Annotated in this window: 16 protein-coding genes; 5 read left to right on the top strand and 11 right to left on the bottom strand. The window is 72.2% G+C overall.

The features are described from left to right. Positions 1–12 precede the first annotated feature (12 nt). Both DEJ16_RS07095 and DEJ16_RS07090 read right to left on the bottom strand, forming a co-directional pair. Positions 13–1,101, bottom strand: a complete 1,089-nt coding sequence (locus tag DEJ16_RS07095) for a glycoside hydrolase family 26 protein (RefSeq protein WP_258365853.1) — start codon at positions 1,099–1,101, stop codon at positions 13–15. 189 nt (positions 1,102–1,290) lie between these two features. Then, positions 1,291–1,599: a hypothetical protein gene (locus DEJ16_RS07090; protein ID WP_110825612.1), complete on the bottom strand. Its 309-nt coding sequence runs from the start codon at positions 1,597–1,599 to the stop codon at positions 1,291–1,293. A 595-nt stretch (positions 1,600–2,194) separates the two neighbouring features. Between DEJ16_RS07090 and DEJ16_RS07085 the strand changes: the two genes are divergently transcribed. Further along, complete coding sequence (locus tag DEJ16_RS07085) at positions 2,195–2,542, top strand: hypothetical protein (RefSeq protein WP_146232838.1); 348 nt, start codon at positions 2,195–2,197, stop codon at positions 2,540–2,542. A 28-nt stretch (positions 2,543–2,570) separates the two neighbouring features. On the opposite strand, the gene DEJ16_RS07080 is transcribed toward DEJ16_RS07085, so the two are convergent. The 3 genes from DEJ16_RS07080 to mgrA form a co-directional block, all read right to left on the bottom strand. Next, positions 2,571–3,794 (bottom strand): MFS transporter, encoded by a 1,224-nt coding sequence (locus DEJ16_RS07080; RefSeq protein WP_220032667.1) that lies wholly within the window; start codon positions 3,792–3,794, stop codon positions 2,571–2,573. Between the two features lie 182 nt (positions 3,795–3,976). Further along, positions 3,977–5,155, bottom strand: a complete 1,179-nt coding sequence (locus DEJ16_RS07075; protein ID WP_110825615.1) for a Fic family protein — start codon at positions 5,153–5,155, stop codon at positions 3,977–3,979. 110 nt (positions 5,156–5,265) lie between these two features. Further along, the gene (gene mgrA, locus DEJ16_RS07070) at positions 5,266–6,309 is read right to left on the bottom strand and encodes an L-glyceraldehyde 3-phosphate reductase (RefSeq protein ID WP_110825616.1); all 1,044 of its coding nucleotides are present in this window, start codon (positions 6,307–6,309) and stop codon (positions 5,266–5,268) included. A gap of 54 nt (positions 6,310–6,363) precedes the next feature. Here mgrA and DEJ16_RS07065 point away from each other — a divergent pair, with 54 nt between their 5' ends. After that, positions 6,364–6,822, top strand: a complete 459-nt coding sequence (locus DEJ16_RS07065) for an iron chaperone (RefSeq protein ID WP_110825617.1) — start codon at positions 6,364–6,366, stop codon at positions 6,820–6,822. On the opposite strand, the gene DEJ16_RS07060 is transcribed toward DEJ16_RS07065, so the two are convergent. The 6 genes from DEJ16_RS07060 to DEJ16_RS07035 all read right to left on the bottom strand — a co-directional run bounded on the left by DEJ16_RS07060 (position 6,803) and on the right by DEJ16_RS07035 (position 14,032). Continuing rightward, entirely contained in the window at positions 6,803–7,528 is a 726-nt protein-coding gene (locus DEJ16_RS07060; protein WP_110825618.1) for a phosphatase PAP2 family protein, read from the bottom strand. The two genes, DEJ16_RS07065 and DEJ16_RS07060, sit on opposite strands and share 20 nt — an antisense overlap. A gap of 104 nt (positions 7,529–7,632) precedes the next feature. After that, the gene (locus tag DEJ16_RS07055; protein ID WP_110825619.1) at positions 7,633–8,550 is read right to left on the bottom strand and encodes an ROK family protein; all 918 of its coding nucleotides are present in this window, start codon (positions 8,548–8,550) and stop codon (positions 7,633–7,635) included. Next, positions 8,547–10,292, bottom strand: coding sequence for an ABC transporter ATP-binding protein (locus DEJ16_RS07050; RefSeq protein ID WP_110825620.1), 1,746 nt, complete (start codon positions 10,290–10,292; stop codon positions 8,547–8,549). The genes DEJ16_RS07055 and DEJ16_RS07050 overlap by 4 nt, the downstream gene beginning before the upstream one ends. Next, on the bottom strand, positions 10,289–11,185 hold the full coding sequence (locus DEJ16_RS07045; protein ID WP_110825621.1) for an ABC transporter permease: 897 nt from the start codon (positions 11,183–11,185) through the stop codon (positions 10,289–10,291). Before DEJ16_RS07045 ends, DEJ16_RS07050 begins: the two co-directional genes overlap by 4 nt. Further along, a complete protein-coding gene (locus DEJ16_RS07040) occupies positions 11,182–12,141 on the bottom strand; it encodes an ABC transporter permease (protein ID WP_110825622.1) in 960 nt (319 codons plus the stop codon). Before DEJ16_RS07040 ends, DEJ16_RS07045 begins: the two co-directional genes overlap by 4 nt. A gap of 94 nt (positions 12,142–12,235) precedes the next feature. Then, positions 12,236–14,032 carry a peptide ABC transporter substrate-binding protein gene (locus DEJ16_RS07035; RefSeq protein ID WP_110825623.1) on the bottom strand — a complete coding sequence of 599 codons (1,797 nt, stop codon included), beginning with the start codon at positions 14,030–14,032 and terminating at the stop codon, positions 12,236–12,238. 188 nt (positions 14,033–14,220) lie between these two features. On the opposite strand from DEJ16_RS07035, the gene DEJ16_RS07030 reads away from it, so the two are divergent. From DEJ16_RS07030 to DEJ16_RS07020, 3 genes are read left to right on the top strand one after another with little or no spacing between them, the layout of a single operon-like run. Beyond that, complete coding sequence (locus DEJ16_RS07030; RefSeq protein WP_110825624.1) at positions 14,221–15,405, top strand: ROK family transcriptional regulator; 1,185 nt, start codon at positions 14,221–14,223, stop codon at positions 15,403–15,405. Then, positions 15,398–16,936, top strand: a complete 1,539-nt coding sequence (locus tag DEJ16_RS07025; protein WP_110825625.1) for a M81 family metallopeptidase — start codon at positions 15,398–15,400, stop codon at positions 16,934–16,936. The genes DEJ16_RS07030 and DEJ16_RS07025 overlap by 8 nt, the downstream gene beginning before the upstream one ends. Further along, positions 16,933–17,706 (top strand): copper homeostasis protein CutC, encoded by a 774-nt coding sequence (locus tag DEJ16_RS07020; RefSeq protein ID WP_110825626.1) that lies wholly within the window; start codon positions 16,933–16,935, stop codon positions 17,704–17,706. The genes DEJ16_RS07025 and DEJ16_RS07020 overlap by 4 nt, the downstream gene beginning before the upstream one ends. Positions 17,707–17,741 lie beyond the last annotated feature (35 nt).

Genomic DNA, 17,741 nt, shown 5'->3' with positions numbered 1-17,741 from the left:
GCCTGAGGTGGCTCAGTCGTGCGCGTCTGGCGTCGCGGGTGCTGGGCACCCCTCCGTGCCCGTTCCGAACCGGAGCCAGTCGGGCAGGGCTGCGGTGAAGGCGTCTCGGGTGTCGGAGTCATGCAGCACGGTCCAGTCGACTCGTTGCCCGACTTCGACTTCGTCCTTGTCCCACTCGAACCAGTTGATCATCCGGAGATCAGGGAAGCGGGCCGCGGTGTCGGCGGAGAACACCTGCGACCACCACGCTTGCTTGATCGCTCCCTCGCCTGCCGCATCACCGCGGGGAACCACGAGCGCCGCGGTCTCAGGGACGGCCACGGGCTTCCCGTGCTCGGTGCCGTAGATGCCGTAGAAGTCGGGCACGGCGCTCTGGTCCCCGTCGAGACCGTCGTACTCGCCACTGAGCTTGGCAGCGAACTTCCCCTCCTCCGGCATCTCGTTCTCACCCCAGGGCGGTACTGAGCCCCAGTGGTAGAGGGAGACGCCGACCCAGTCGACCACGTCGTCGCCCGGGTAGTACGGCGCGTAGGGGTCGTCGTGCATCGTCAGGACGCCGTCCCCGTCGGTGTCCAGGAGACCGAAGTCCGCCGTTCCGGCCACGGCTTGGGAGGGGCCGCCGGAGAACGGGTATCCGCCACCCTCGTTCGGTGCCCACATCATCCGGCTGCCCGGCGCCCCGCTGCCCAGCGCGTGAGCGACCCGGCGGAACGTCGCGACGTACTCCTCCGGTTGCTGGCCCCAGGCGTACCAGGAGCCGTTCATCTCGTGGGCGAAGCGGACGATCACGGGCACGCCGGTGCTCTGGATCCGCTCGACGAGCGCGGCGACGTCATCGGCCACGTCGACCGTGACGGCAGGGAGGCCCTGCTGCGGCTCGAGCGTCAACAGGAGCGTTCCGCCCTGGGCCCGCACCTGCTCACCAGCGGCCAGCACGTTCTGACGGTCCTCCTCGCGGAACGGCACGTCCGCGAACGACACAGCGACCGCGGGGTGGTGGCCCAGCAGGCCCGCGTACTCGGCGAGGGTCTGATCGCCCCAATCCGGGTTCACTCCGAACAAGACCCCGACGTCGGGAGCGACGTCTGCATCGGCGTCCACGCGACAGGTCGTCGAAGCGGTGGGCGTGGGTGTCTCCGCGGTGCATCCAGCGAGCAACGCTGCGCCGAAGACGGTCAGGGACATGAGTGCGGCCGAGGGAACCAGGCGACGACGGGAAGAGCGGACCACGATCATCATTCTCCCGGACCACCGACGGCGCCTGCCGTCAGGCCTCGATCACGAGTCGAGTCACCCGACCCCCTCCGACGCGATCCGCCAACCGTGCCGGGTGTGCCGCTCGCAGAACCCCCAGGTGGTCTCCCCCGCCTCCATCCCGACGAGCCCGGACTCCCGGAGGGAGTACTCGAAGCACCGATCGGCGTCGGCAGGAGCCGAGACGTCCCGGAGTCCTCCCCAGGAGTGCATGGTCGGGTCGCCCTCGCCGGTCCACCGGGCCCACAGGCTCGCAGGGCACCAGCTCGTGTCGTCGGGGCTCGACAGCGCCCGCATCCCGTCGCAGTCGCGGCCGACGGCGGCGTCCAGGAAGGCCCGGCCCACGTGCTCGCCGACGCGCCGGCCGGTGGGAGCGGCGCGGACGGCCCCGACCTCCCGGGGACGGACACGACGACGATCGCGGCGACCAGGACAGCGAGGACGGACCCGAGACCCACGACCGTGATGCGACGCACGGCTCATCATCGCGACGGCCACGCCGTGAGGGGAAGGCTACCGGCTGAGAACCGGTGCAGGCGCCCCATCCCGCCGCGGTCAGCGCACGCTGTCCCGGCGCGACAGCACCAAGTCCATCGTCCCCGGCGGGACGGTGACGACGGCAGCCAGCACTGGGGCATCCTCCCGACGGGCGCGACGGTACGGTGGCCGTCATGGGCGGGCGCCGATCAGCGGCTGAGCGACTGCGAGCGTGGTGGCGCGCCGTGAACGCCGTCCCGGTCCCGAGTGTGGCGGCACCGGGACGTGCTGCAGTCCCGTACCCGCGATTCGAGCGCCGGGCACAGCGCGTCTTCGCGAAGGGTAGGAGTACCTGCTCCGCGAGATCGTCGAGTCCGCCGCCGCGCAGCACCGAGTGGCGGCGCCGGGCGACCTGTCGTTCGACGTCCCCTGGATCGTCCAACCGCAGCGAGCCCGGTCCGCGATGTCCGACGACACGAAGGGCCACGGGGTGACGGCCGCGCAGATGCAGGAGGTCGTGGACTGGCTGGTCCACGAGGGGGCGCTCCGACCGCTCACCGATGCGCACCGGGACGAGCTCGTGCAGTCCGGCATCGCGGCTCGGCTCCGGTGTACCGCTCAGGGCTGGCCGCCGACTTCCGGGCCCCCCGGGTACGCGGAAGCCGTCGAGCAGTCGTACCGTGAGTCCGACCGGGACACCTGGGTCGTCGTGCCTGCGGTGATGCTGGCGGTCTACCCGCACCTCGCGGATGCGACTCCAGCCTGGCGACGCGTCGCCGAACGACCGGACCGGCCAGGGGCATCGGCCTGAGCCGCCCGGGCCGCGGCGTCGCCGGTGCTCAGCGCACGCTGACCCGACGGGACAGCACCAGGTTCGCCACCGCGGCCAGCACGACCACGGCCGCCGAGATCGCCGGGAACGCCATCGCAGCGGGCGTACCGGCACGCTCCGCGACCTCACCGACCACGGCCGAGGCGATCGACTGCCCGACGATGACCGCCGAGCCGAGGATCGTCATGGTCGTCGCCGAGCGGCCCACCGGCGAGCGGTCGGACCCGAGGCTGTACTGCGTGACGAGGGTCGGACCGATGCCGATGCCCATCACCGCGAGGACGATCCCGACCGCGAGCACGGAGTCCGCGGTCGCGAAGACGATCGCCGAGCCCAGGAGCACCGCGCCGAACACCAGCCACCGCCAGCCGAGCCGGAAGGCCCGCGGGAACGCCGCCGACCCGAGCGCGAGCCCGGCCGAGCCGATGCCCATCAGCCCGTAGAGCAGGCCGGCGCGCGACGACCCGCCGTGGTCGGCCATGAACGCGGTCAGCGAGGTCAGGGTCGACCCGAAGAAGAACCCGATGCCGAGGATGCCGACGACCACGACCACCAGACGGGGCCGGAGGAGCTCCCGGGCCGGCGCGGGACGGGGGTCGGACGCGTGCGCGATCGTGAGCCGACCGGTGGGGTGCAGCGCGAACGCCGTCACGAAGACGAAGGTCAGCACGGAGGCCCCGGCCACGGCGACCCACGGCGCGATCGCGCTCGCGAGGACACCGACCAGGAACGGCCCGACGATGAAGACGGTCTCGTCGGCCGCGGACTCGTAGGCCATCGTGCCGCTGAGGACCCGCTCGTGCCGCTTCGGGTCCATGCGGTTGCGGATGATCGCGACCAGCCGGGTACGCGACATCGGCGCGACCTGCGGTGCGCTCGCACCGATGAGGAAGGACATCGCGAGGACGGCGAGGTCCGGCGCGGCGCTCTGCACGACGAACGGGAGCGCCCCGAGCAGCACCGCGTTGGCGAGCCCGACGGGCACGAGCACCGCCCGCTGCCCGTACTTGTCCGCAGCGGCGCCGACGAGCGGACCGAACAGCGCCGAGCCGATGCCGACGGACGCGGAGTTGACGCCACCGAGGGCGACCGAGTCGCGAGCGGCGACCACGAGGGTCAGGACGCCGACGACCATCATCGCGAACGGGAGCCGCGCGATGAAGGCGATGGGGAAGTAGGACCGCCCGGCGAGGGTGATCAGGGACGCGCTGGTGGAACGCGGTTGGAGCATGGTGGGGGTGTGCCTTCTCGGCCCGCCCCTGTCGGGCGGACCCATCGGGTGCCGCCGCTGTCCGCCGGGGTGCCGGCGTCCGGTAGATACACGGTTGTTGCTGGATTGCGTGTCCAGGGTACCCGCCGGACGGGAGGCGCGTTCCGGCTGGTGCCCAGCCTCCCGTCCGGCGGTCCCTGCGGTCAGCCGCGCCGGCCGGCGCGTGCCGCGAAGGCGTCGAGCGCCTGGAGGACGTCGTCACTGCGGTAGACGCGCGACCGCAGTGAGTACTCCGACTTCGCCTGCAGCACCCCGGCCGACGTGAGCGTGTCGAGGGCACGGTAGACGTTCACGGAAGGTCCGAGTTCCACCCCCAGCGTGGCCGCGGTGACGACAGGTTGGCGCGCGACCACCTCGAGGACGCGCCAGACGGCGGAGTCCGACCGGGACCGGACGGTGTCCCGCCAACGCTCCCGAACCGCGTGCACATCCGCGACCAGGACGGTCGCGTTGTCCACCGCTCGGAAGCAGGCCTCCGCGGTGGCCGTGACGATCGCGGCGACGTCCCCCGCGCGGTAGGCGTCGAGTGCCGCGTGGTAGCCGGCCGTGTCGGTCAGCAGGCCGGCGGAGACCGGGATGGTGACGTTCCTGGTCAGCCCGGTCCCCCGGAACATCGCCTGCATCAACGCGCGGCCGGTGCGGCCGTTGCCGTCCGTGAACGGGTGGATCGTCTCGAACTGTGCGTGCGTCACGGCGACCTGGACGAGCCGGGGCAGGTCGGACCGGCGGGCGAACCGCATGACGTCGTCGACGAGGCCGGGCACGCGGTCAGCGCGTGGAGCCACGAAGTCGGCACCCCGCGGGCTGTCCGCCGCACGACCGATCCACACCGGTTCGTCCCGCCAGGTGCCCGCGTCGTGGTGTGGGTCGCCCTCGAGGAGCGCAGCGTGCATCGCCAGGACCGTCTCCGGCGTGAGGTCGGCCGCCAGCTCGAGTGCCGCCTGCATCGCTCGCGTGTTCGCGACGATCTGCGCGGCGTTCTGACGGGACGAGTCCCCCAGTTCCGCGGTGAAGATCGCTCGCGCGCTCGCCGTGAGGTGTTCGATCTGCGAGGACGCCGCTGCCTCGGACCGCAGCAGCAGTGGTGCGAACGCCGCGATCTCGCCACCGAGGCCCGCATCGAAGCGGACGAGTGCCTCGGTCGCGTCGTCGACGATCGCTGCGGTCGCGGACGGGACCACCGGATCCAGGTCGGCGATCAGCGGCGGGACGGCTGCTCGGTAGGGGTGACCAGTGGTGGACCGTCGGCTGGCGGCGATGCCGAACGACGCGTAGCGGGACTCGAACCAGAGTTCCTCGGAACCGATCGCGGGCCATCCCATGCCGACCTCCTGTCACCCTGACGCCTTGTCGTTGACACTTAGACTACCAAGTGTCGAACTCGGGGCGCGCTGGTGACACTTCGGCACCGGGCGGGACGGCCCGCGTCGGATCAGGAGACCTCGCCGGCGCGGGCGCCCGCCCACAGGTCGACGTCGGCGATGCCGACGGTGTGCTCGTCGATGGTGCGGAGCTCCTCGTCGGAGAACGTCGTGTTCGCGAGCGCCGCGACGTTGTCCTCGAGCTGCTCGACGCGCGACGCCCCGATGACGAGCGAGGTCACGCGCTCGTCACGGAGGGCCCAGGCGAGCGCGAGCTGCGCCATGCTCTGCCCACGCGCCTCCGCGACGGCGTTCAACGCGTTCAGGTGCTCGACGACCTCCGGGGTGATCGTCGACGGGTCGAGCGACTTCCCCGCTGCGGCCCGGCTGCCGTCGGGCACGCCGTTCAGGTACTTGCCGGTGAGGAGCCCCTGCGCGAGGGCGGTGAACCCGATCACGCCGAAGCCGAGTTCCCCGGCGGCGTCGAGCAGTCCCTCGGTCTCGATCCAGCGGTTGAGCATCGAGTACGAGGGCTGGTGGATGAGCAGCGGCGTGCCGAGGTCCCGGAGGATCGCGGCGGCCTGGCGGGTGCGGTCGGCGTCGTACGAGGAGATGCCGACGTAGAGCGCCTTGCCCTGCTGGACGGCGGTGTGCAGGGCGCCCATCGTCTCCTCGAGCGGCGTGGACGCGTCGAGCCGGTGCGAGTAGAAGACGTCGACGTAGTCGAGGCCGGTCCGGCGCAGCGACTGGTCGAGCGAGGCGAGCACGTACTTGCGGGAACCGCCACCCTGGCCGTACGGACCGGGCCACATGTCCCAGCCGGCCTTCGTCGAGATCACCATCTCGTCGCGGTAGGGGGCGAAGTCCTCGCGCATGAGCCGGCCGAAGTTGACCTCCGCGGCACCGTAGGGCGGGCCGTAGTTGTTCGCGAGGTCGTGGTGGGTGATGCCGAGGTCGAACGCCCGGCGGCTGACGGCGCGCTGCGTCTCGAAGGGCACGTCGTCGCCGAAGTTGTGCCAGTAGCCGAGGCTCAGCAGCGGCAGGTCGAGGCCGGAGTGGCCGGTGCGGCGGTACGTCATCGAGTCGTAGCGGTCGTCGGCAGCGATGTAGGTCATGAACCCGAGCCTGCCACGGCGCTACCGTGATGCCCACCGACGAAGGGACCCGCCATGGCAGCACGCGACGAGACCTCGGACAGCACCTTCACCGAGGAGGAGCGCGCCGCGATGCGCGAGCACGCGGCCGAGGTGAAGGCCAGTCGCAAGCGCGGGACCTCCAAGGCCGAGAAGGCCGCCCTCGACGCGCAGGCCGTGCTCGACAAGATCGCCGCGATGCCCGAGCCGGACCGCGGCCTGGCGGAGCGGATCCACCGGATCGCGCTCGAGGTCGCTCCGGACCTCGCGCCGAAGCTCTGGTACGGGATGCCGGCCTACGCGAAGGACGGCTCGGTGGTCTTCTTCTTCCAGGACGCTGCGAAATTCAAGGCGCGGTACTCCACCCTCGGGTTCCAGGACGCGGCGGCGCTCGACGACGGGTCGTTCTGGCCGACGTCGTTCGCGGTGACGCCGGAGTTCTCGCTCGACGACGAGCGGACCGTCGCCGAGCTCATCAGGCGCGCGGTCGGCTGAGCCCGTACTCGGCCCGGCGGAGCACCGGGATCCGCGGCATCGCCCAGTCCGCCCAGACGAGCCGTGCCGCCGGTGCCACGGCGAGCGCCCACAGCACCGAGGCGACCGTGTCCGTCGGGAAGTGCACCGCGTCGATCGTGAGCGCGAGCACGACCACGATGACGACGACCGAGCCGAGCACCACCGCGAGTCGGTGCCACCGCGTGTCCCGGAGCACCCACGCCAGGGCGATCACGAACGCGACGACGAAGACGGTGTGCCCGCTCGGGTACGAGGGGTCCGGCTGCGTCGCGAAGGGGTGCGGGAGCGCGGACGTGTCAGGACGGGGCCGCTGCACGAACTCCTTCACGAGGTCGGACGGCACCCAGGTGATCGCCACCGTCCCCGCGAACGCCGCCGCCGGCCGCACGTCCCGACGGACGAGCCAGACGACGCCCGTGACCACGATCGTGATGCCGATCGCCGGCACCGGGCTGATGACGTGGTAGACCGCGGTCGTGAACGCCCCGAGCGCGCCGACGTGCAGCGCGTTGAGCGCCCGCGCGAGCCCGAGGTCGACGTCCCCGAGCACGAAGCCGACGATCGTGATGAGGACCACCGCGCCGACCGCGATCGCGATGGTGCTGAGCGGATGGGGCGTCGGGACGAGGATGCCGCGCTGCGCGGGCTTCCGGCGGGCAGGCGTCACGAGCGGCGCATCGGTCATCCGGCCATGCTCCCAGTCGACCGACCGGGCCGAGCCGGGAGACCAGCGGGCGGAGATCAGAGAGCGCTCAGCCCGCACCGTCCGGGCGTGACACAGCGCTGGGATCAGGCCCCGAGCACGACCCGCCGCACCTGCGCGGCCGCCCCGAGCGCCACGGCGTCCGCCCCGAGCACCGACTGCTCCACGCGGATCGCCGCCCCGCTGACCGGGGGCTCGGCCGCGAGCGCCGCCGTGACGGCCGGTTCGAGCAGGTCCCACGACCGGGCGACCCCGCCGCCGATGACGACGGTCGTCACGTCGAGGATGCCGGCGGTGAGCAGCACGGCCCGGGCGATGCCCCACCCCGCGGTCGCGAACACGTCCTGCGCGTCCCGGTCGCCCGTGCGGGCCGCCGTGGCGACCTCGTGCGTCCCGATCCGGCGACCGGTGCGCTCGGCGTACCGGTCGGCGATGCCCCGGGCACCGGCGACGGTCTCGAGGTGCCCGCGCGCCCCGCAGGTGCAGACGGTGTCACCGAAGCCGGGGACGTGGCCGATCTCCCCCGCGGCACCGTGCGGCCCGCCGAACAGCGTCCCGCCCAGGACGAGCGCACCGCCCACCCCGGTGCCGAGCGTCATGCCGAGGACGTCGGGCTCCCCGGCGACCGCCCCCGCGGCGACCTCGCCGAGCAGGAACGCGTTCACGTCGTTGTCGAGGGTCGCCGGGACCCCGAGCCGTGCGGCGACTGCGTCGGTGACGCCGTAGCCGGCCCATCCCGTGAACGAGTTCGCGGTCACGAGCACGGTGCCCGTGGTCGGGTCGACGACACCGGCGGCGCCCACCCCGACCCCCGCCAAGGAGGCCCGGTGCCGGTCGAGCAGGGACCGCACCGCCGCCTCGGCCGCGTCGAGGATCGCGTCCCCACCGTCGTGCGCGGGGGTCGGCAGGTCGATGCGGTCGAGGACCCCGAGGTCGGGGGTGGCGAGGAGCACCTTCGTGTTCGTCCCGCCGACGTCGATGCCGGCGAGGACCGCGCCCGTCACGGGGCCACCGCAGCGAGGGAGGCCAGGCGCTCGGCCCGGCGCTGCCGTTGCACCACCGGGTCGGGGACGGGCACCGCGGCGAGCAACCGTCGCGTGTAGTCGGTGGTCGGGTGCAGGAGCGTCGACGTGGTGGGCCCCTGTTCCTCCACGGCGCCGGCCCGCATCACGACGACGCGCTCGGCGAACTGCTGCACGACGGCGAGGTCGTGCGAGACGAACAGGCACGCGAAGCCGAGGTCGCCCTGCAGCTCGGTGAGGACCTCGAGCACGGCCTCCTGCACGCTGACGTCGAGCGCACTGGTCGGTTCGTCGGCGACGAGCAGCCGTGGGTCGAGCACGAGCGCCCGGGCGAGGCTGACCCGCTGACGCTGCCCGCCGGAGAGCTCCCGCGGGGCCCGTGTCGCGAGGGAGCGCGGCAGCCGGACGGCGTCGAGCGCCTCATCCACCCGGCGGCGGCGGTCGGCCGAGGACGTCCCGCGGCGGTGGACGGCGAGCGGTTCGGCGACGCAGTCGGCGACGGACATGCGCGGGTCGAGCGAGGCGACCGGGTCCTGCAGGACGACCCCGATGCCGGACCGGAGCGCGCGGCGGTCGCGGCCCCGGGTACGGCGGAGGTCGGACCCGAACAGCCGGACGCTGCCGGCGGTGGGCCGGACGAGGCCGAGAGCGACGCGGGCCGCGGTGGACTTGCCGGAGCCGGACTCGCCGACCAGACCGACGGTCTCCCCCGCGTGGACCTCGACGTCGATGCCGCGGAGGGCGTGCACGGCGCGGGCGCCGCGGCCGAAGGTGACCGACACGTCGCGCAGGTCGACCACCGGGGTGCGGTCGGGCCTCCCGTCCGTTGGCGGGGCAGCGTCGGGCACGCGAGACGCCTCGGTGACCTCGGCACGCCGCGGTTCTCGGCGGCGTGCGGACGACCCGGCGGCGTCCTGCGCCGACGCCGCCGTCTCGAGCCGCGGCACCGCGGCGAGCAGCCGCTCGGTGTACTCGTGCTGCGGGCGGAGGAGCACGTCCTCGACGCCGCCGGTCTCGACGATCCGCCCGCGCAGCATCACCGCGACCCGGTCGGCGAAGTCGGCGACGACGCCCATGTTGTGGGTGACGAGGAGCACGCCGGTGCCGGTGTCGGCGGCGAGCGCCCGGAGGAGTTCCAGGATCTCGGCCTGCACCGTGACGTCGAGCGCGGTGGTCGGCTCGTCCGCGATGAGGAGCGCCGGCTCGTTCGCGATCGCCATCGCGATGACGACGCGCTGCCGCTGCCCGCCGGAGAGCTGGAACGGGAAGGCCTTCGCGCGCTCCTCCGGCGACGGGATGCCGACGCGGCGGAGCAGGTCGGCGGCCTGGCGGGCGGCGTCCCCCGCGGAGACCTGCCGGTGGTTCCGGATGACCTCGGCGATCTGCGTGCCGACGCGGGTGAGCGGGTCGAGTGCGGTCGCGGGCTCCTGGAACACCATCGAGGCGGTCTTCCCCCGCACCCCGCGGAGCGCCGTCTCGGACGCACCGACGACCTGGTGCCCGTCGACGACGGCGCTGCCGGTGACGGTGGCGTTGCCGGAGAGCAACCCCATCGCGGCGAGCGCCACGGTGGACTTGCCGGAGCCGGACTCACCGACGAGCGCGAGGGTCTCGCCGGGTGCCACGGTCAGGGACACGCCCTGCACGGCGTGCACGTCACCGGACTCGGTGCGGAAGTGCACGCCGAGGTCCTCGACGGCCAGGATCGGTTCGGTGGCGGTCATCCGCGGCCCTTCACGTCGAATGCGTCCCGGAGTCCGTCGCCGACCGCGTTCAGCGCGCAGACGACGAGGATCACGGCGAGTCCCGGCGGCACGATGAGCCACCAGCGACCGGAGTAGGCGGCGGTGAGGCCCGCCGAGAGCATGCCGCCCCAGTCCGTGGCCGGCGGCTGCACGCCGAGCCCCAGGTAGGAGACGTAGGCGACCAGGAGGATCGCGTCCGCCACCTGGAAGGTCGCGGCCACGACGATCGTCGAGACCGAGTTCGGCAGCAGGTGCCGACCGATCGCGCGGGCGTGCGAGCCGCCGATCGCGCGAAGGGTGAGCACGAAGTCGCGGTTCTTCAGCGTCAGCGTCTCGGCACGGATGAGCCGGGAGGGCACGAGCCAGGACACGAACCCGAGGATCACGACGAGCCCCCACACGCCGGGGGTCGTGATCGCCGAGATGACGAGGAGGATGAACAGGGCCGGGATCGCGATGCCGGCGTCGACCACGCGCATCATCGTCGCATCGACCCAGCCGCCGACGTACCCGGCGACCGAGCCCCAGAGCGTGCCGACGACCGTCGCCAGGAGACCCGCGGCGATGCCGACGAGCAGCGACACCTTGCCCCCGTACATCAGCCGGCCGAGCACGTCGTGCCCGACGGCGTCGGTGCCGAGCAGGTGGCCGCCGCCCGGGCGCTGGTTCGCCTGTTCGAGCATCGTGTGGGTCTGGTCGGTCGGGTACAGGAACGGCCCGACGAAGCAGAACAGCACGATGAGGACGAGCACGACCAGGCCGATCACGGCGAGGGTGTTGTGGCGGAACCGGCGCGCGGCGAGCCGGAAGCCGGTGGCGGCGGCCGTGACGGGGGCGCCGGGGGTCTCGGGCGCGAGCTGGACGGTGGTCATGCGCGGCCTGCCTTCACACGGGGGTCGATGAGGGACTGGGCGACGTCCGCGAGCAGCGTGCCGATGACGGTCGCGACGGAGATCACGAGGACGCAGCCGAGCAGGGTCGGGTAGTCCGAGGTCTGGGCGGCGTTCCAGAACAGCAGCCCCATGCCGGGGTAGTTGAACAGCTGTTCGGTGACGAGCGCGCCGCCGAACAGCACCGGCAGGTAGTAGCCGAGCATCGCGACCACGGGGGTCAGCGAGTTCCGGAACACGTGCCGCCGCAGGATCGTCGCCGTCGACGAGCCTCCGGCGCGCGCGGTGCGGACGTAGTCCTCCTGCAGGTTCTCCAGCGTCGCGGCTCGCATGTACCGGCTGAAGACGGCGATCATCGCGAGGGCGCCGGTGAGCACGGGCAGGACGAGTCCGGCCGGCTGCTGGAACACCTCGGCGAGGGTCGTGCCGCTCGGCGCCTGGGACGGCAGCCACGGCAGCTGCTGGCTGAACACGACGATGAGCACGAGCCCGAGGAAGAACGCGGGCGTCGAGTAGAACACGAAGGCGAGTGCGGTGGCGGCGTAGTCGATCGCACCGTTGCGTCGGGCTGCCTGCCACATGCCGACCGGGATGGCGACGACGAGCCCGAGCACCGCCGACAGGCCGGTCAGTACGAGGGTCTTCGGGATGCGCTCCTGGATGAGCTGCGACACCGGTTCGTTGAGCGTGTACGAGGTGCCGAGGTCGCCGGTGAGCAGCCGCCCGAGGAAGCGGAGGTACTGCACGGGGAGCGCCTGGTCGAGTCCCTGCGCCTGGTTGAACGCGGCGATCTGCGCGGGGGTGGCCGCGACGCCGAGCACGCCGCGGGCGGGTCCGCCGGGCAGCGCGTGCAGCAGGCAGAACACGACGATCGTGACGATGAGCACCACCGCGAGCGCCTGGAGGACGCGGCGGGTGAGGTAGAGGGCAGTGGTCATGCTGCTTCCGTCGTCGGGGTGGATGGTGAGGACCCGGGAGGCTCGGTGCGCGACGGGCGTGCACCGAGCCTCCCGGAGTGGCCGCGTCAGCGGCTCACTTGCTCCACTTCCACTGGGCGGGGTGGAAGTTCGCGAGCGAGTCCTGGTCGAACCCGGTCAGGCCGCTCTTCTTGACGGAGATCTGGTAGTCCGGGCTCGGCAGCCAGATCACCGGCAGGTCCTTCGCGACCGCGGCGCTGTAGTCCTGCACGGCGCTCGTGTCGGTCGAGGTGGTGGTCGCGTCGATGAGCGCGTCGACCTCCTCGTTCGAGTAGCTGCCGAAGTTCGCCGAACCACCGGTCGAGAAGAGCGACTCACCGGTCGGGTACGCCGGGAAGTACCAGCTGCCCGCGGTGCCGAAGAACGACAGGTCCCAGTCGCAGCTGTCCTCGTCCGACGTGCAGGTCGGGGTCTGCGAGAGGACGCTCGACACCGGCGCGGTCTTGATCGTGAAGCCGATGCCGGTCTTCGCGAGCGACGACTGGACGGCGCTCATCATGTTGTCGGTGACGGTGGAGCCGGACTGCGACAGCACCTGCATCGTGAACTCCGTGCCCTCGGCCACGCCCTCGCCGCACTGGTCCGCGCCGCTGCCGGCGTCGGTGCACACCATGGTGCCGCCCTTCGCGGTCCACCCGTGGCTGGTGAGCAAGGCCTTGGCCTTCTTCGTGCTGAACGGGTACGGGTTGTCCTCCTGCACGTCGGAGACGTAGTCCGACTCCTGTGCCTGCGGGATCGGACCGTAGGTCGAGGTGGCGGTGCCGTTGAAGACGACCTTCGAGAGGGACTTCTGGTCGATCGACATCTGCACGGCCTGGCGGGCGTACAGCTGCTTGAAGACGGCGCCCATGTCCGGGTTGTTGAAGTTGTACGGCATGTACGTGATCGCCCAGCCGGTCCACGGGTCGACCTCGTAGCCCTTCGCCGTGAAGGAGTCCTCCTGATCGAGGTCCGTCGCGTTGATGTAGCCGTAGTCGACCGCTCCCGACCGGAGCGCATTCGTCTCGGCGTCCGCGGTGGTGAACGGCAACAGGTTGACGGTCTTGATCGACGCCTTCTCGCCACCGTCGTACTTCCCGTTCGCGGTGAGCTGGACCTTGCCCGCGGTCGTGAACGACGACAGACCGTACGGGCCGGAGATCGTCTTCCACAGCGGGTCGGAGTCGTAGTCCGCGATCTTGCCGGCGGCGGTGTTGAGGTACTTCCACACCTGCTTGGCGCCGGCCGGGGTGCGGTCGGCGTCGGTCACCTCGGCCGAGGCGCTCGTCTTGTCCCAGGCGTGCTGCGGCAGCGGGATGATGTAGCTCAGCTGGTTTGCGAGCATCCAGTCCTGGTTGTACGCCTGGTCGAACGCGATGGTGAAGTGCGTGTCGTCGACCGTCGTGAACGAGCTCCAGTTGTCCGGGGCCTTGCCCTCGGAGTAGGAGCCCCAGTCCTGCGCGTTCGCCTTGATGAGGTTGAACCAGAACTCGACGTCGCGGCTCGTGATCGCCTCGCCGTCGGACCAGTGCCGGTCCCCCAGCGTGATCGTGACGCTCTTGCCGTCGTCGGCGAAGTCGGCATCGGTCGCGACGGACCCGGCCTTGTTCCACGCGATCTTGCCCGTGGACCCGTCGTAGGCGATCAAGCGCTCGTACAGCGACTGCGCGATCGAGCCGTTGTTCGTGTTGAGGTGCGCCGCGGTGCCGATCGGCAGGATCCAGTTCGGCGTGAAGTTCGCCGGCAACGCGTAGTTGATCTCGTCGGACTTCGTGCCGGTGGTGGCGGAACCGCCTCCGGAACACCCGGCGAGCAGTGCGCTCACCGCGAGCGCGGCTCCGGTGAAGAGGGCCCAGCGACGGGGCTTGGTCATGTGGACTCCTTGAGCGAGGGTCGGCGTGGTCCGCACAGTCAATGGCCGAAGTCGTTGGAAAAACAAACGTTCCCGTGTAAATAGTGTGTTTCTGCGGATCGACGGAAAGCGTCGATCGACCCGTCCGCCCCGTAGGCTCGGGCGGGTCGGGCGGTCAGCGCGTCCGTCGCCGCGGATTGGAGAAAGTCGTGCCGGACCTCAGCTCCCGCGTCCTCGAACTCATCGCCAGCGGGCAGGCGTCGAGTCGCACCGAGATCGCGCAACTGCTCGGCGCCGCCCCGTCGACCGTGTCCCACGTGGTCGGTCAACTCCTCGGGCACGGCATCCTCGCCGAGGAGGGCACCGACGTCTCCACGGGCGGCCGCCCGCGCAAGGTCCTCCGGATCGGCGGGACGGACGAGTACGCGGTCGCCGCGGACGTCGGTGGCGGGCACGTCCGGATCGGCATCGTCCTGCCGGGAGGCGCGCTCGAGTCCGTCTCGACCGTCCCGTTCGCCCTCGCCGACGGCCCGTCCGCCGGCCTGACCGCGCTGGCAGAGCTCCTCGACGCGCTCGTGACCGAACGCGGACGCGACGGCCTGCGCGGGGTCGGGTTGAGCCTCCCGGGTCCCGTCGACGTCGAGGCGGGCGTCGTCGACCTGCCGAGCCGGATGCCGGGGTGGAACGGGTTCCCCGTGACCGCGTGGCTCACCGAGCACTTCGGGGTGCCGGCCGCGATCGACAACGACGCGAACTGCATGGCCGCCGGCGAGCAGACCGTGCAGCCGGCCACCCGTCGCCAGGCGATCACGGTCAAGGCCGGGTCGGCGATCGGCGCCGGGATCATCATCGACGGGCACCTGTACCGCGGCTCGACCGGTGCCGCCGGGGACATCACCCACGTGCGGATCGACGCCGCCGGTGACACCCCGTGCTCGTGCGGCAACACCGGGTGCCTCGAGACGGTCGCATCCGGGGCCGCGCTCGTGCGGATCCTCCGCGAGGCCGGGGTCGACGTCGCGACCACCCAGGACGTCGTCCGCCTGGCGTCCGAGGCACACCCGGAGACGACCCGTGCCGTCCGGCTCGCGGGCCGGTACCTCGGCGAGGTCCTCGCCGCGAACGTGAACTTCTTCAACCCGGACGCCGTCTCCCTCGGCGGCATCCTCTCCACCCTCGACCCCTTCGTCGCCGCCGTGCGGAGCCAGCTGTACGAGAGCTGCCACCCGCTCGTCACACAGCACCTCGTCATCGAGCGCGCCTCGCTCGGGGCCGACGCCGGGCTCGTCGGCGCCGGCCAGTTCGCCCTGCAGCGCGGCCTGGCGGCGTCGCTCGAGGAGCTGTCCACCCCCGTCCCGCTGCGCACCACCAGGAACAGGAGCACCCGTGTCTGACACCGGAACCACCCCCGGCGCCCGTCGTCCGGTCATCGCCATCGCCGGCCTGGCCATCGAGACGTCGACCTTCACCCCGACCCGCACCCCGGCGGCCGCCTTCCACCCGGACCGCGGCGACGAGGTGGTCGCGCGCTACGACTTCCTCGCGCCACTGTCCGAGCGGGCCGACTTCCGTGGTGCGCTGATCGGGCACGCGCTGCCCGGTGGCGTGGTCCTCCGCGAGTCCTTCGAGGAGCTCAGCACCGAGATCACCGACCGGCTGTCCGCGATCGCCGCCGAGACGATGATCGACGGCCTGTGGTTCGACATCCACGGCGCCATGGTGGTCGAGGGGCTCGACGACGCCGAGGCGACACTGCTCGAGCGCATCCGCGTCGTCGTCGGGCCGGACGTCGTCGTCTCCGCGTCGATGGACCTGCACGGGAACGTCTCGCGGGAGCTCGCCCACCAGTGCGACCTCATCACCTGCTACCGGATGGCCCCGCACGAAGACGCCCTCGAGACGAAGGAGCGCGCGGTCCGCAACCTGGTCGACGTGCTCACCACCCGCCCGGCCGGAGCTCGACGCCCGGTGAAGGCGTGGATCCCGGTCCCGGTCCTGCTGCCGGGCGAGAAGACCTCCACCCGCATCGAGCCCGCGGCGTCCGTCTACGCACAGGTGGCCGACATCGAGGCGACCGACGGCGTGCTCGACGCAGCGATCTGGGTCGGGTACGCCTGGGCGGACCAGCCGCGGAACCGTGCCGTCACCGTCGTCACCGGGTGGGACGAGGCCGCCGTCACCGCCGGTGCCGAACGCCTGGCCCGGGCGTTCTGGGACGCCCGCGATGACTTCGCGTTCGTCGCCCCGACCGGGACGTTCGACGAGTGCCTGGCCGCCGCCCTCGCCCCCGGTGCCGCACGTCCGTACTTCGTGTCCGACTCCGGCGACAACCCGACCGCCGGCGGCTCGGGCGACATGACGTGGGGGCTGACGCAGCTGCTCGCCCGGGAGGAGTTCCAGAGCGCCGACGGCCCGGTCGTCCTCTACGCCAGCGTCCCCGGCCCCGCCGCGGTCGCCGCCTGCGTCGAGGCCGGCGTCGGGGCGACCGTCACCGTGACCGCCGGTGCCGAGGTCGACGACCTGCACGCCGGGCCGCTCACGATGACCGGACGCGTGCACGCGGTCAAGCACGGCGACCGGGACGCCCGGACCGAGGTCGTGCTGCAGGTCGGCAGCGTCTTCGCCGTCCTCACCGAGCTGCGGAAGCCGTACCACCACGAGCACGACTTCACCGACCTGGACCTCGACCCGCGGAGCGCCGACCTGGTCGTCGTGAAGATCGGCTACCTCGAACCCGAGCTGTACGACATGGCCGCGGACTGGATGCTCGCGCTCACGCCCGGTGGCGTCGACCAGGACCTGGAACGCCTGGGCCACCACCGGATCGAACGGCCGGTGTTCCCCTTCGACCGGACGTTCCCGGAGCCGCCGGACCTGCACGCCCGGATCATCCCCGCGTCGGACCGACCGCTCGTGCACGCGTGAGCACCGACGACCGCCGGGCCCCGGCGCCGACCAGGCCACCGACACTCGAGATCGCCGTCACCTCACCGACCGGCGCCACGATCGCGCGCGCTGCCGGAGCCGACCGGGTCGAGCTGTGCAGCGCGCTCGAGCTCGGCGGCTTGACGCCCTCGCAGGGGCTCGTCGAGGCCGCCGTCGCCGTCGGACCGCCGGTGCACGTCCTGGTGCGCTGCCGCCCGGGCGGGTTCGTGCACGACCCCGACGAGGTCGACCTCATGGCGCGGGAGCTCGTCGCCGTCCTCCGCTCCGGTGCCGCCGGGGTCGTCGTCGGCGCGCTCCGCCGGGACCGCACGCTCGACACGGACACGCTCGCCCGGTTCATCGACATCGCCCGGTCGGAAGTGCCCGGTGCGGAGGTCACCCTGCACCGGGCGATCGACCACGCGGCCGACCCAGTGGCCGCGGCGGCGGGCCTCGGTGACCTCGGCTTCACCCGTGTCCTCACCTCGGGCGGCGCGGCGACCGCACTCGTCGGCGCGGACACCATCACGCGGATGGTCGCCGTCGCGGGGGACGTGCAGGTGATGGCGGGCGCCGGGGTCACACCCGCTGACGTCCCGGTCCTGCTCGGCACGGGGGCGGCGGCCGTGCACCTGTCCGCCAAGCGCCTCGCCGACACCGCGCACGGGGGCGTCCCGATGGGCGCCGGGGACACCGGGGCCGGGCACTTCGAGACCGACGCCGAGGTCGTCCGAGCAGCGCGGGCGGCGGTGGACGCGTACCGGGCCTGACCGCGCTGGCGACGGGCGGCGCGCCCTGACCGGAC

It is taken from the genome of Curtobacterium sp. MCJR17_055, from assembly GCF_003224335.1.
Taxonomy (GTDB): domain Bacteria; phylum Actinomycetota; class Actinomycetes; order Actinomycetales; family Microbacteriaceae; genus Curtobacterium.
The sequence above is the reverse complement of the archived record's forward strand: the minus strand, read 5'-3'. Positions and strand labels throughout refer to the sequence as shown.